Below are 13314 nucleotides of genomic sequence, written 5' to 3'. Positions count from 1 at the left end.
ACTATGTCAATATCGACGCATGTCGATTCAGACCGAACCCGACCTGGTGGCGGCCGCGGCGGGATTGAAGGCACTGGGTGACCCGGTGCGGTTGCGGTTGCTGCGGGAGGTCGCGGCGCGGCCCGGCGGAGAGTCGTGCGTCTGCGATCTGCTCTGTCTGTTCGAGTTGTCGCAACCGACCATCTCGCACCACCTGAAGGTTCTCCGTGAAGCCGGGTTGCTGACCAGCGAGCGGCGGGGCACGTGGGTGTACTACCGCGTGGTGCCCGACGCGGTGCGCACCCTCGGCGACGTCCTCACGTCGATGTCCGAGGTGGCGGGCGAACCAAAGGAATGTCGATGAATCAGGTGGGGTCGACGGCCGTGGTGGGCAAACTGTCGGTGCTGGACCGGTTCCTGCCCGTGTGGATCGGCGTGGCGATGGTTGCCGGTCTGCTGCTGGGACGGCTGATCCCCGGGATCGGGGACGCGTTGAGCGCGGTCGAGGTGGACGGCATCTCGCTGCCGATCGCGCTCGGGCTGCTGGTGATGATGTATCCGGTGCTGGCCAAGGTGCGCTACGACCGGCTCGACTCGGTGACCGGCGATCGTCGCCTGCTGATCGGTTCGCTGGTGCTCAACTGGGTGATCGGGCCGGCACTGATGTTCGCCCTCGCCTGGCTCCTGCTGCCCGACCTGCCCGAATACCGCACCGGACTGATCGTGGTGGGCCTCGCCCGCTGTATCGCCATGGTGATCATCTGGAATGACCTCGCCTGCGGTGACCGCGAGGCCGCGGCGGTGCTGGTCGCGATCAACTCGGTCTTCCAGGTGGCCATGTTCGCGGTTCTGGGCTGGTTCTACCTCTCGGTCCTGCCCGGTTGGCTGGGTCTGGAGACCACCGGGATCGACACCTCGCCGTGGGAGATCGCCAAGTCGGTGCTGATCTTCCTCGGTATCCCGCTGGTGGCCGGCTTCGCCACCCGATGGTTCGGCGAGAAGGCCAAGGGCCGTGAGTGGTACGAGGAACGCCTGCTGCCGCGCCTGGGCCCGTGGGCGCTGTACGGCCTGCTGTTCACCATCGTCGTGCTGTTCGCATTGCAGGGTGATCAGATCACCTCCCACCCGTGGGACGTGGTGCGCATCGCGCTGCCGTTGCTCGCGTACTTCGCGATCATGTGGGGTGGCGGCTACCTCTACGGCCTCGTCGCGCGCCTCGGCTATGCCCGGACCACGACCATGGCATTCACCGCCGCAGGCAACAACTTCGAACTGGCCATCGCCGTCGCGATCGGCACCTGGGGTGCGGCGTCCGGACAGGCGTTGGCCGGGGTCGTCGGACCACTCATCGAGGTGCCCGTCCTGGTTGCGCTCGTCTACGTGTCGCTGGCACTTCGACGCCGCTGGCATGCCGATCAGCATCAACCGCCATACGAGTCGGACCGCACGGAAGATGCGGTGGCCCAGCATGACTGAGCGGCCGTCGGTGGTGTTCGTCTGTGTGTCCAACCGGGGCAAGTCGGTGATGGCCGAGGCGCTGATGCGCCACCGCGCCGGAGACGCGGTGGCGGCATCGTCGGCCGGGACCGAGGCGAAGATCGGTGGCACGGTCAACGAACTGTCCCGGCGAGTACTCGACGAGGCGGGCGCCGACGTCACGGGCCACCAGCCCCGTCAACTCACCGACGACATCATGCGGGCCGCGGACCTCGTGGTGGTCGTCGGCACCGCCGAGGTCCACCCGCCCGCCGGCGTGGCGCTGGAGACCTGGGACACCGACGAACCGTCGCTGCGCGGGATCGACGGCATCGAACGGATGCGGCTGATCCGTGACGACATCGCCGCCCGCGTCGACGACCTCGCCGGCCGGCTCACCGCGGACTGACTCAGCAGCAGGCAGTTGCCCGCCCGGTGGTTCCGGGCTCACTCTGGGCACTGCCGCCGCAGCAGGTCGAACCGGTGGTGGCTGCGGCACCGTCGGCGAGAAGGTTGGGGCTGGTTCCGAACTGGTCGGTGTCGGCGAGCTTGGTGTAGACCTCCCACTTCTCTTCGGCAGGCCCGGTCACCCACACCTTGTCTTGCGTGGCGAAACAACAGGTCGTGTTCATCTCCTCCTGCGTGAACAATCCGGCATCGGACAGTCGGGCGATCTCACCGTGCACCTGCTCACTGGATTCGACCTCGACGCCGAGATGATTGATCGTCCCGCCCTGTCCCGGATTCTCGATCAGCACCAGCTTCAGCGGGGGTTCGGCGACCGCGAAGTTCGCGTAGCCCGGCTTGCGTTTGGCCGGTTCGGTGTTGAAGAGCTTGCCGTAGAACGTGATCGCGGTTTCCAGGTCGTCGACGTTGAGCGCGAGTTGTATGCGTGACATGTCAGGCACCTCCACCTGTGAGACATATGTCGAATTTATTGGGACCTCACCAGACTCCCACCTTTTCGACATATGTCAAGATCCTGGAGTACTCTGGTCGCATGCCGAAGACATTGCCGGTGATCGATATCAGCGCGCCGATCTGCTGTGCCCCGGTGTCGGCGGCGCCGATGGACGACGATGCCGCGCTCGAGGTGGCGTTGCGGCTCAAGGCGCTGGCCGATCCGGCGCGCATCCGGCTGATGTCGATCCTGCTGAGCGACGAGGCCGGCGAGGTGTGCACGTGTGAGCTCGCCCCGGCGCTGGGCCTGTCCGAGGCGACGGTCAGCCACCATCTGACCCAATTGCGTAAGGCCGGCATGGTGGAGTCGCGTCGTCAGGGAATGAACGTCTACCACCGGGCGCGCACCGATTCGCTCGAAGCATTGCGGCAGGTCCTCGACATCTCGTGCTGCTGATCAGCCCGGTGCTGCGCCACTCGGCGTCCTGACTTCACTAGACTTTGTCGCGATGAGTTCCTCGGACAAGCGGGCCAGGCGCGCGAAGCGGGCGCAGAAGTCACGCAAACAGCGATCGGGTGCCCAGCACGATTCGGTACGGTTCCTTCACTCGACGGCCGAGCGTGACCGCCTGCTGCAGGCGTTCGGTGTTTGGCTCGTCGAAACCAATGTCGAACACGACCCCGAGCAGTGCAACATGGTGGTCGACGTCGCGGCGGGGGCGATGGCCGAGCTGTCCGAACTGCATCGCGGCACGTTCTCCGAAACCGCGTGGACCGAAGCGGATATCGAGGCCGCACTCAGCTATGCCAGGGAGGTCGACGAGGACGACGCGGTCAAGCAGGCCGCGACGGTACTCATGGCCCTGAGTCTGCGTATGTTCCTCGACTTTCTCGAGGACACCGGCAGGTGGACTGGCACGAGCGAGGCCTGGGAACGGGTGCTGTCGGTGGCCGAGACCAGGCTCGTCGACGACGTACCGGAGTTGCAGGTCCAGATCGAGGACGTCGATCCGGCCATCGAGGAGGCGGTGCTGGACGGTCTGGGGGTGGCCGGACGTCTCCATTCGCTGCTGGATTGGATCGGCAGGCAACGGCCGGTCACCGGGGCGGGATGGCTCAAGCCCGCGTTGGTGCCGGAGCTGGCCCGGGTACTGGACTTCGACATGTCGGCCGAACCGTCGAGGATGAGTGACCATAATGGTTTGGCCGAGCTGTGGATGCAGGCACGGCAACTCGAACTCATCGAGGTCACCAGCACACAGGCCAGGCCCGGCCCGAAGATGCACCAGTGGCGGTCGGGGCCGCGACTCGAGTTGCTGCGCGAGGCCGCGACGCTGGATCTCGACGCGACGCTGACGGGTCGGACGCGATACATGCCCGTCGAGGCCGCGGAGATGATCCGGTCGTATCTGTATCACGGCATCACCGGTACGCCGTTGGCGCCCAACGCCTTCGAAGAGATCGGCCAGCAACTTGAGGTGTTGGACCCTCAGCTCACCTCGGTCATCCGGAGACGACTCGACGAGTTGATCGACGAGGGTTGGTTGCGCGAGAACGGTGAGGGCTACTACGAGGTGCCGATGGCGTTGCGCCCCGTCGTCGCCGACCTGCTTACCGGGGAGGACGATCCCGCGCCACTGGGCGATCCTGCACCACCGGGCACGATGACCGTCCGTATGGAGATGCCGTACATCGATCCGCCTGTCTGGCGACGAATCGAGGTGTCCAGCCAACTCAGGCTCATCGACATGCACATCGTCATCCAGTCACTCATGTCGTGGAATGAAGGCCACCTGCACCAGTTCACTTATCGAGACAAGCGTGGCATCGTGCGTTTCGGGCCGGGGCAGGCCTTCGAGATGGGGGCTGGACTGTCTGCCGACGTCATCGCCGAGGACGGCGTCTCCGTCGGCACGCTGCTCACCCGACCAGGGGACGAGCTGCTCTACGAATACGATTTCGGCGACGGCTGGCAGGTGCGGCTCGTCCTCGAGGCGGTGAGTCCTGCCGACGACATGCTGGTCCGCGTCACCGACGGTGGCGGCATGGCGCCGCTGGACGACGTCGGCGGGCCGGGCGGCTGGGCGTACTTCATCGAGGCGGTCACCAACCCGGCCCACCCGGATCACCAGGACCGCCGCGAGTGGGGCGGGCTGTCGCCGACGGAGCCCTTCGACCCGACGTTCTTCGACCCGGTGGCGGCCGACCGTGTGCTGCAACGACTCACCCCGTGAAGCGTCCGCGCACCTGGTCGGATTTTTTCCTCACGATGTGCACACCTGACGATGTCCGCGCGGCGATCGCTCTGATGGAGCGCATGCGTAGCACGACGACGAGTTCCCGTCGGAGGCCGACGCGATCTTCGGTGTCCGACTGTTCCTCGATTGCCTGTGCCGGACCGATCAATGGACCGGCACGAAGGAGAGCTGGGAGTCGTCGATCGCGGTCGCAGACCACAGGCTCGGCGACCCGACGAAGTGAGGGGCGTTCGCGAGGACCATGTGCGAACCGGCGTCTCAGCAGGTGAGCGCCACCTTCCCACCCGGATGGCCGGCGCTGACGAACTCCAGCGCCGCCCGCGCGTCGACCAGCGGATAGGTCCGGGCCATCGGGACCACCAGCCTGCCCTCCCCGGCGAGCTGCACCAGGTCACCCCGCACGGCATCACGGAACGCCAGACTCTCCGGCTGCGCCCCGCCGAGCGCGACGAAACCCTCGGCAGCCGCACGCCTCGCCGCCACGATGGTGACGATCCGGGTGCTGTCGCCGACCAGCTCCAGCGACGTGTCGATCGCCTCGTCGGTGCCCGCGGCGTCGAGCGCGGCAGCCACGCCGTCGGGCGCCGCGGCTCGCACCCGATCGGCCAGACCGGGACCGTATTCGACTGGGATGCCACCGAATTCGCGAACCCGATCGAGGCTGTGGGCGCCCGCGGTGCCGATTACCGTGATCCCACGCAGACGGGCCAGCTGCAACACCGCGACACCGACCGCCCCCGATGCGGCATGCAGCAGGATGCTCTCACCGCGTTCCGCCCGCGCCGCGCGGAGCATGTCGGCGGCCGTGCAGCCGGCCAGCAGCAGATTGGCGGCTTCCGGGAAGTCGAGGCCGGCCGGTTTGGCGAAGACCTTCTCGGCCGGCACCGTGACTGCCCTCGCGTAGCCGCCGCGAATCCGGAACGCCAGCACCTCGTCACCGACAGCTGCTGTGCCCGAAGCGATCTCGGTGCCCGCGCCGATCTCGACGATTTCGCCGGCCACCTCGTAGCCGATGGGCAGCGGCAGCACGGACGGGTCGTCGGCCGTGTTTGAGGTCGGCGGGGTTCACCCCGGCCGCTCGGACCGCGATGGTCACCTCGCCGGGTCCGGGCGGGGTGAGTTCGTCGTCGATCAGGGCAAAGTCATCGAGTCCGCCGAAACCCGTGGCCACCCACCGCTGTGTGCGCATGCCGCCCACGTTACGGACTCGGCATCGCCCGTCACATGGCCAGCTGCTCCGGCCGCAGCCAGCCGTCGGCCATGAACTGCAGGAGCAGTTGGGCCTTGTTGCCGACCGGGCGTCCGGCCTCGCAGTAGCGATGTGACACGCGTCGGTAATGTGCGCGCACCGTGCTCTCGGCAACGTAGTGCAATTCCGACGTCTGCCGCAGGGTGGCGCCGAGCGCATAGGTGCTGAGGATCTCGAGTTCCCGCCGGGTCACGTTCACGCGGCTGCGCAGCTCCGGGGTGAGCCGGGCGGCCTCCTCGAGGAGTTGCTGCAACTGCCGTGCGGCCAGTGGCGAATTGTCGATCGCGACGCCCGGGGCATCACGGATGTCGATCCCGATCGCGGCGATGACGCATCGCTGCATGCCGCGTCGGCTGCGTAGCTTGGCCAGCTTGTCGTCCGACCGGACGATGGCCACGGTCGCCGGCGGCGGATTCGGGGTGGTGTCGAGATCGAGGATCACTGCATGAAACCCCAGTCGCTCCACCAGCGTGAGCAGGGCCGCGTCGGTGAGGTCACGCTCGGCGATGACCGCGACCATCGGAGGTGTGGGCAACGGATGAAGCGGTACCCGGAGGTTCCGATCGATCTGACTGGTCATGAGCTCCCCTGCGGCTCTGGATGGACGATGTGAATCAAGCTTCGGTCCTCGCACCGACAGGATCAGCTGTTTTTGCGACCAATCTGTCGAAGTTTGTGGCGCGGGAGCACCCAAATGAGCAGTTGGTATGTCACATTGCGCATGATTTCCGGAAAGGAGGCAAGATGACGCATGTGAGTGATGGTTTGCGGATTCTTGTCGCCTCGCCGCTGGGGCGGGTCGTCGCGGCACCGTTGGAGTCGGGTTTCGGCGACGTGACCGTCGTCGTGGCCGCCGACCAGGACGAGTTCGTCCGCAGCGTCGCGGGTCGGGTGCGCTTCGACGTCGTGGTGGCCGACCTCATCTGGAACCGCCCCGACACCGAATGGGCGTTCGACGGCCTCGACGCGATCGACGCGCTGCGCAACGCCGACCGGTTGGCGCCGGTGCTGCTGGCCACGCAGGGGCACAGCATGGAACGTGATCACCTCGAAGAGGCGCGCCTGCGCCCCGAGGTGTCCGGGGTGTTCGCGAAGTCCGACGGACTGATGCCGCTGATGAGCGCGATCCGGACCGCTGCGCTGGGTCAGCGGCTGACCGCGTCGCCGCCGGCGACCCGTCGGCCACCTCTCTACGAACTGTTCGTCGGCCGTCGCGGTCACACGGCAGCCCGGTTGGCGGGTGCGATCGCCTCAGGCAACGCATCCGATACCGCGACGCTCGCGGCCGCCGCCAAGGTGTCGCCGAACACCGCGAACAAACTCACCAGCCACTACCTCGGGCCGATCATCACCAAGCGCGGCGAGCAGGACGAATTTCTGCCGATGACCCAGGCGGTCGTCTATCGCTGGTGTGGTGTCCACGCGCGCTACATCATCAGCTGGTGCCGACGGCACGGGCATTCGGATGTGCTGGCGGAGCTGCGGTACTGACCGCGGCCGGGCTGGAAGGGTTCCTTCCGCTCAGTTGAGGTGGCCGGTCAGTTGGTAGGTGTGGGGCGTGTCGGTCGGTGACGAATACAGCGACACCTCGGTGAACGTGCCGTTGCGGGGTTTGCCGAGCCACAGACCCACCTGCTGGGTGACCACAGCACCGCTCGCGCAATCGGGGACGCAGACCTTGCGGTGCTCGGTGCCCAGTCCCGTGGCCCACGCATCGGTCCAGCCGAGCCAGGTGATGTCGGTGACGATCACACCGGCGTCGCCGCAGAAGATGGACGCGAGGGTTTGCGGGGCGATCAGCTTCGATCCGTCGCAGCCCGCGACAACAGTGGTCGCCGGTGTCGGAGCGGCGTGAACAGGGCCGGCCCCGAGAACGAGAGCGAGGCCGGCGGCGCCGAGCGACACGAGCGCCCGAAGGTGAAACGATCCGCGACGCATGTCGATCAGTGTCTCACCTGTGGGCGGGTTCTCGACCCGGTTTCCCTCCCGCATGACCACAAACGTCCCCGTCAGCTGGGTCCGAGGGAGCATTCCCTTGGACGACGCTGACGGGGACGTTTGCGGTCAGTGAACTCGGTGCGTTGCCCGATCAGCCGCCGATGATGAACGCCTCGAGCTGCTGGCGCGCGACGTCGTCGGCGAGCTGCTGCGGCGGGCTCTTCATCAGGTAGGACGACGCGGGCAGGATCGGGCCGCCGATGCCGCGGTCCTTGGCGATCTTGGCCGCACGCACGGCGTCGATGATGATGCCGGCCGAGTTGGGCGAGTCCCAGACCTCGAGCTTGTACTCGAGGTTGATCGGGGCGTCGCCGAAGGCGCGACCTTCGAGGCGGACGTAGGCCCACTTGCGGTCGTCGAGCCACTCGACGTGGTCGGACGGGCCGATGTGGACGTTCTTGTCCTCGACCTTGCCGGCCAGCGAACCGGTGAGGTTGGAGGTGACGGCCTGGGTCTTGGAGACCTTCTTGGACTCCAGACGCTCACGCTCGAGCATGTTCTTGAAGTCCATGTTGCCGCCGACGTTGAGCTGGTAGGTGCGGTCCAGCGCGACGCCGCGATCCTCGAACAGCTTGGCCATCACGCGGTGGGTGATGGTGGCACCGACCTGGCTCTTGATGTCGTCGCCGACGATCGGGACACCGGCGTCGGTGAACTTCTGGGCCCACTCGGGGTCCGAGGCGATGAACACCGGCAGGGCGTTGACGAACGCGACGTCGGCGTCGATGGCGCACTGGGCGTAGAACTTGTCGGCCTGGTCCGAGCCCACCGGCAGGTAGGAGACGAGGACGTCGACCTCGGCGTCGGTGAGCGACTGCACGATGTCGGCACCGTCGCCGTCGGCCTCGGTGATGGTCTCGCGGTAGTACTTACCGAGACCGTCGAGGGTGTGGCCACGCTGCACGGTGACACCGGTCGGCGGCACGTCGGCGAGCTTGATGGTGTTGTTCTCGCTGGCGAAGATCGCGTCGGAGAGGTCGAAGCCGACCTTCTTGGCGTCGACGTCGAACGCGGCGACGAATTCGACGTCGCGGACGTGATACGGCCCGAACTTCACGTGCATCAGGCCGGGCACCGTCGAGTTCTCGTCGGCGTCCTTGTAGTACTGCACGCCCTGGACCAAGGATGAGGCGCAGTTTCCTACGCCCACAATGGCCACGCGCACCTTATTGGGCTCACCCATGGTCGGGTTCTCCTTCTACTCGGGGCATCGCAGATCGCTGCGCCACCGGTGTTTTCTCTTGTTCGGTTTCTTCTGGTCCCCCGTCACGGCTCTGCTCTGAGCCCGCAACACGGAAGTCTGTATCGGCGGTGTCGGTCAGCGGGTCGCGTCCCGGGTCCGCCATGTCCTCGTGGTCGCCCGACGCCTCGGCGGCGATCAACTCGTTGAGCCAGCGCACCTCACGCTCGCTCGACTCGAGGCTGAGCTGATGCAGCTGACGGGTATAGCGGTCGACCGCCCGATTGGAACGTCCGACGATCTCCCGCAGGCCCTCACGGCGCTCTTCCACCTGGCGACGACGGCCTTCCAGGATGCGCATCCGCGCCACTGCCGGTGTCCGGCTGAAGAAGGCGAGGTGCACACCGAATCCGTCGTCGGTGTAGTTCTGCGGTCCGGTGTCGGCCACCAGCTCGGCGAACCGCACCCGACCCGAGTCGGTGAGCTGATATACGCGACGGCCGCGGCGCACCTTCATCCCGGCGGGGGTGCTGGCCTCGTCGATCAGGCCGTCGGCCTGCATCCGCCGCAGCGTCGGATAGAGCGAGCCATAAGAGAACGCGCGGAACGCGCCGAGCAGGCCGGTGAGACGTTTGCGCAGCTCGTAGCCGTGCATCGGCGACTCGAGGAGTAATCCGAGGACTGCGAGTTCCAGCACTGGCGCTCACCCTTCCCCGACCGCAGGTTTCCGATACGTCGGCGACACTGTTGCGCCGACACCTCGCTCTGATGTGATTCCCAATGTATCGCAGCGATATAACTTCCGTCTACAGCGGGGTGTCCTTCGCGTCACCACCCGCGCCCTGAGGAGCCTCGCGAGGAACGAGCGATGCGTCACCACCCCGCCCCCCTGAGGAGCCTCCGGGCCTGCGAGCGATCCGTCACCCCCCGCTCCCTGAGGAGCCTCGCGAGGACCGAGCGGTGCGTCACCACCCGCTCCCTGAGGGGCCTCCGAGCCCGCGAGGATGCGACACCACCCGATCCCTGAGGAGCCTCGCGAGGAACGAGCGATGCGTCACGAAGGGGCCGCCCCTTCGTGACGGCCCTCCGCTGGCGCTCCGGGCCTCCTCAGGGATCGGGTCGGGGTACGTCTGATCCCTGAGCAGGACCCACCCGATCCCTGAGGAGCCTGCGAGGATGCGTCACCACCCGATCCCTGAGGAGCCTCGCGAGGAACGAGCGATGCGTCACGAAGGGCCGCCACCGGCAGGAACAGGATCAAGGCCACGACACGCCATCGATCGGGATGACGGTCACACCGACAGCCGCGAGGGTGACCACGTACCCTTGAACACGTGCAACGCCAGATCGTCGACTACGCCCTGCAGCGGCGGTCACGGCTGTCCGACGTCCACTCCGGACGGACTGCCGTGGCCGATGTCTGCGACGCGAGTCCGTATCTGCTGCGTGCGGCCAAATTCCACGGGCGGCCGTCGGCGACGTTGTGCCCGATCTGCCGGAAAGAGCAGGTCACGCTGGTGTCGTGGGTGTTCGGCGAGAAACTCGGGCAGGTGTCCGGATCCGCGCGAACCAACGACGAGATCGCCCGGCTGGCCACCTCCGCAGAAGAATTCTCGGTTCACGTGGTCGAGGTGTGCCGCACGTGCAGCTGGAACCATCTGGTCCAGTCGTACGTTGCAGGCTTGCCGCCACGTTCCACGCGCTCGCGACGGGTTGCCAAGTAACCCGAACGCGTGCGCACGGAGGTGTGCATCGGTACTGATGGCGGTCCCCGCCCGCGGTGCACGAGTGCGGAGACTTTGCCCGGACACCCCTCAGTAGGTCACAGTGGGGTAACGAGCTGAACGACGGAGACGGATTGTGAGTAGCGCTGACATGGTCGTGCGCAGGGAAAGGATGGTGGGACGATGAGCACGCGTGGCACGTCGTCCCCCGGCAACGGCGCAGGACGTTCATCGCGGCCGTCGGCCGACGACACGACGCGAAAGCGGCAGAAGTGGCTGGCCTGGGGCCTCGGCATCATCGGTGCCGCGGTACCGGTCATCGCGCTGGTCGGCATCCTTGCCTTCATGCTCACCTACGTCGGCGCATCGGTGCCGGCGCCCGGTGACATCAAGCAGAACCAGGTCGCGACCATCACCTACTCGAACGGCAAGACCCTCGCCCGCGTGGTGCCGCCCGAGGGCAACCGGACCGACGTCAAGATCTCCGACATCCCCAAGTCGATGCAGGATGCCGTCATCGCCGCAGAGGACCGCGAGTTCCGCAGCAACAGCGGCTTCTCGATCCGCGGACTCTCGCGCGCGGCGATCGGTCAGGTCACCGGCAACGGCGGTGAGGCCGGTGGCGGTTCCACCATCACCCAGCAGTACGTGAAGAACGCCCTGGTCGGCGACGAGCACAGCTACGAGCGCAAGTTCAAGGAACTCGCGATCGCGACCAAGATGTCGAACGAGTGGTCCAAGGACGACATCATGGCCGCCTACCTCAACACCATCTACTTCGGGCGCGGCGCCTATGGGGTGTCGGCGGCATCGCAGGCCTACTTCCGCAAGGACATCAGCAAGATCACGACACCCGAGGCCGCCGTGCTGGCAGCCGCGATCCGCTCGCCCTCGTACTACGACCCCGAGATCAATCCGGAGGCCGCCGAGGCGCGTTGGAACTATGTTCTCGACGGCATGGTGTCGACCGGCGCGCTCAGCCCGACCGAGCGTGCGGCGATGAAGTATCCCAAGGTGCCGGCGTCCCGGTCGCAGTCCGAGGACACCCCAGGCGCGAACGGGCTGATCAAGCGCCAGGTGCTCGCCGAGCTCGGCAGCCTGAACATCTCCGAACAACAGGTGCGGACCGAGGGCCTCAAGATCACCACCACGATCGACCCGCAGGTGCAGAGGTCGGTGGTGCAGGCGGCCAACGGCAAGCTCGAGGGCGAGCCCAAGAAACTGCGCACCTCCGCGGTCTCCATCGATCCCCGCACCGGCGGCGTGAAGGGCTACTTCGGTGGCAACGACGCCAACGGCTGGGATTACGCGCAGGCCGGTCTGCAGACGGGGTCGTCGTTCAAGGTGTTCGCGCTGGTCGCGGCGCTCGAGCAGGACATGCCGCTGTCGAAGGTCTACAGCTCGGCGCCCTACGACGCGCCCGGCGGACTGACCGTGGAGAACTCCGACGGCGAGAGCTGCGGATCGTGCAACCTGGCAACCGCGATGAAGATGTCGCTGAACACCGTGTACTACCGGCTGATGATGGACCTCGACGGACAGGCCAAGGCGGTCGCCGAGGCCGCGCACAAGGCCGGTGTCGCGGAGAGCTTCGGCGACATCCAGCACACCTTGCAGAACAAGGACGGTGGTGTCGAGGGCGGTGTGGTCCTGGGCCAGTACCCGTCACGCGTGCTCGACATGGCCTCGTCGTATGCGACGCTGGCCGCCTCGGGTGTGCATCACGATCCGTACTTCGTCCAGAAGGTCGAGACCTCGGACGGCCAGGTGCTGTTCGACCGGCAGGCCAACCCGGGGGACCGGGTCTTTCCGGCCAAGGTCGCCGACAACGTGACCTCCGCGCTCGAGCCGATCGCGGCCTACTCCAACGGGCATTCGCTGTCCGACCCGAATCTGGGCTCGCGGCCGTCGGCGGCCAAGACCGGTACCGCGCAGCTCGGCGACACCGGCCAGAACAAGGACGCCTGGATGGTCGGCTATACGCCGCAACTGTCCACCGCCGTGTGGGTCGGCACCGACGACGGGACGGCGATCACCAACTACAGCGGATCGTCGATCTACGGCAGCATGCTGCCCTCCGACATCTGGCAGGCCGCGATGAACGGTGCGCTCGAGGGCAAGCCCATCCAGCAGTTCCCGGAACCGGAGGCCGTCGGCGGCCAGGCTGGCGTGCCCTACGAGCCGCCGCCGACCACCTACGATTCGCCGGCGACGACCGAGCGCGACCAAGGCCCCAGTCGTCGCCTCCCCGGCGACAGCGGTGACGGGAACATCACCATCGCACCCGGCGTGACGATCCCGCTTCCCGGTAACGCCGAGAACGGAAACGGCGGCGGCAATTCCGGTAACGGCAATTCCGGCGGCGGCAACGGAAACGGCAATGGCAACGGCGCCGGCAACGGCAACGGCGCAACCGGGGGAGACACGGGCGGCGACACCGGTGGCGGTGACACCGGCACCGGCGGCGACATCCCGGAGCCACCCCCGCTCAACTGAGCCGACACCGTGGCAGCGGAGCACTCGGAGGAACCAGACAAGCGGGATGGCGTC

General features: G+C 66.9%; 14 protein-coding genes. 8 read left to right on the top strand and 6 right to left on the bottom strand.

What is annotated here, in order from left to right; all coding sequences use genetic code 11:
* Positions 1-19 precede the first annotated feature (19 nt).
* The 3 genes from AC4AMJ_RS23195 to AC4AMJ_RS23185 are packed head-to-tail and all read left to right on the top strand — an operon-like array spanning position 20 to position 1864.
* Positions 20-343, top strand: coding sequence for an ArsR/SmtB family transcription factor (locus AC4AMJ_RS23195; protein ID WP_489914969.1), 324 nt, complete (start codon positions 20-22; stop codon positions 341-343).
* The gene (arsB, locus tag AC4AMJ_RS23190) at positions 340-1455 is read left to right on the top strand and encodes an ACR3 family arsenite efflux transporter (protein ID WP_489914967.1); all 1116 of its coding nucleotides are present in this window, start codon (positions 340-342) and stop codon (positions 1453-1455) included. The genes AC4AMJ_RS23195 and arsB overlap by 4 nt, the downstream gene beginning before the upstream one ends.
* Complete coding sequence (locus AC4AMJ_RS23185; RefSeq protein ID WP_489914965.1) at positions 1448-1864, top strand: arsenate-mycothiol transferase ArsC; 417 nt, start codon at positions 1448-1450, stop codon at positions 1862-1864. The genes arsB and AC4AMJ_RS23185 overlap by 8 nt, the downstream gene beginning before the upstream one ends.
* Position 1865: 1 nt before the next feature.
* Here AC4AMJ_RS23185 and AC4AMJ_RS23180 read toward each other — a convergent pair whose 3' ends face one another.
* Complete coding sequence (locus tag AC4AMJ_RS23180) at positions 1866-2354, bottom strand: ArsI/CadI family heavy metal resistance metalloenzyme (RefSeq protein ID WP_489914963.1); 489 nt, start codon at positions 2352-2354, stop codon at positions 1866-1868.
* A gap of 101 nt (positions 2355-2455) precedes the next feature.
* On the opposite strand from AC4AMJ_RS23180, the gene AC4AMJ_RS23175 reads away from it, so the two are divergent.
* Both AC4AMJ_RS23175 and AC4AMJ_RS23170 read left to right on the top strand, forming a co-directional pair.
* Positions 2456-2812 carry an Rv2640c family ArsR-like transcriptional regulator gene (locus tag AC4AMJ_RS23175; protein ID WP_489898807.1) on the top strand — a complete coding sequence of 119 codons (357 nt, stop codon included), beginning with the start codon at positions 2456-2458 and terminating at the stop codon, positions 2810-2812.
* A gap of 52 nt (positions 2813-2864) precedes the next feature.
* Positions 2865-4589 (top strand): plasmid pRiA4b ORF-3 family protein, encoded by a 1725-nt coding sequence (locus AC4AMJ_RS23170; RefSeq protein ID WP_489914961.1) that lies wholly within the window; start codon positions 2865-2867, stop codon positions 4587-4589.
* 282 nt (positions 4590-4871) lie between these two features.
* On the opposite strand, the gene AC4AMJ_RS23165 is transcribed toward AC4AMJ_RS23170, so the two are convergent.
* Complete coding sequence (locus AC4AMJ_RS23165; protein WP_489914959.1) at positions 4872-5642, bottom strand: zinc-binding dehydrogenase; 771 nt, start codon at positions 5640-5642, stop codon at positions 4872-4874.
* Positions 5643-5833: 191 nt separating this feature from the next.
* Positions 5834-6442, bottom strand: a complete 609-nt coding sequence (locus AC4AMJ_RS23160) for a helix-turn-helix transcriptional regulator (RefSeq protein WP_489898810.1) — start codon at positions 6440-6442, stop codon at positions 5834-5836.
* 164 nt (positions 6443-6606) lie between these two features.
* On the opposite strand from AC4AMJ_RS23160, the gene AC4AMJ_RS23155 reads away from it, so the two are divergent.
* Complete coding sequence (locus AC4AMJ_RS23155) at positions 6607-7353, top strand: MSMEG_1198 family transcriptional regulator (RefSeq protein ID WP_489898811.1); 747 nt, start codon at positions 6607-6609, stop codon at positions 7351-7353.
* Positions 7354-7383: 30 nt separating this feature from the next.
* Here AC4AMJ_RS23155 and AC4AMJ_RS23150 read toward each other — a convergent pair whose 3' ends face one another.
* The 3 genes from AC4AMJ_RS23150 to AC4AMJ_RS23140 form a co-directional block, all read right to left on the bottom strand.
* Complete coding sequence (locus AC4AMJ_RS23150) at positions 7384-7854, bottom strand: hypothetical protein (protein WP_489914957.1); 471 nt, start codon at positions 7852-7854, stop codon at positions 7384-7386.
* A gap of 97 nt (positions 7855-7951) precedes the next feature.
* Entirely contained in the window at positions 7952-9043 is a 1092-nt protein-coding gene (locus AC4AMJ_RS23145) for an inositol-3-phosphate synthase (RefSeq protein WP_489914955.1), read from the bottom strand.
* Positions 9036-9737, bottom strand: a complete 702-nt coding sequence (locus tag AC4AMJ_RS23140) for a PadR family transcriptional regulator (RefSeq protein WP_489914953.1) — start codon at positions 9735-9737, stop codon at positions 9036-9038. The genes AC4AMJ_RS23145 and AC4AMJ_RS23140 overlap by 8 nt, the downstream gene beginning before the upstream one ends.
* A gap of 637 nt (positions 9738-10374) precedes the next feature.
* Between AC4AMJ_RS23140 and AC4AMJ_RS23135 the strand changes: the two genes are divergently transcribed.
* Both AC4AMJ_RS23135 and AC4AMJ_RS23130 read left to right on the top strand, forming a co-directional pair.
* On the top strand, positions 10375-10764 hold the full coding sequence (locus AC4AMJ_RS23135; RefSeq protein WP_286322152.1) for a DUF5318 family protein: 390 nt from the start codon (positions 10375-10377) through the stop codon (positions 10762-10764).
* A gap of 183 nt (positions 10765-10947) precedes the next feature.
* Entirely contained in the window at positions 10948-13260 is a 2313-nt protein-coding gene (locus AC4AMJ_RS23130; RefSeq protein WP_489914952.1) for a transglycosylase domain-containing protein, read from the top strand.
* Positions 13261-13314 lie beyond the last annotated feature (54 nt).

The sequence above is a fragment of the Gordonia sp. LMA484 genome (assembly GCF_058129505.1).
Note: the sequence above shows the minus strand (reverse complement) of the source record. Positions and strands in the feature narration are given on the sequence as shown.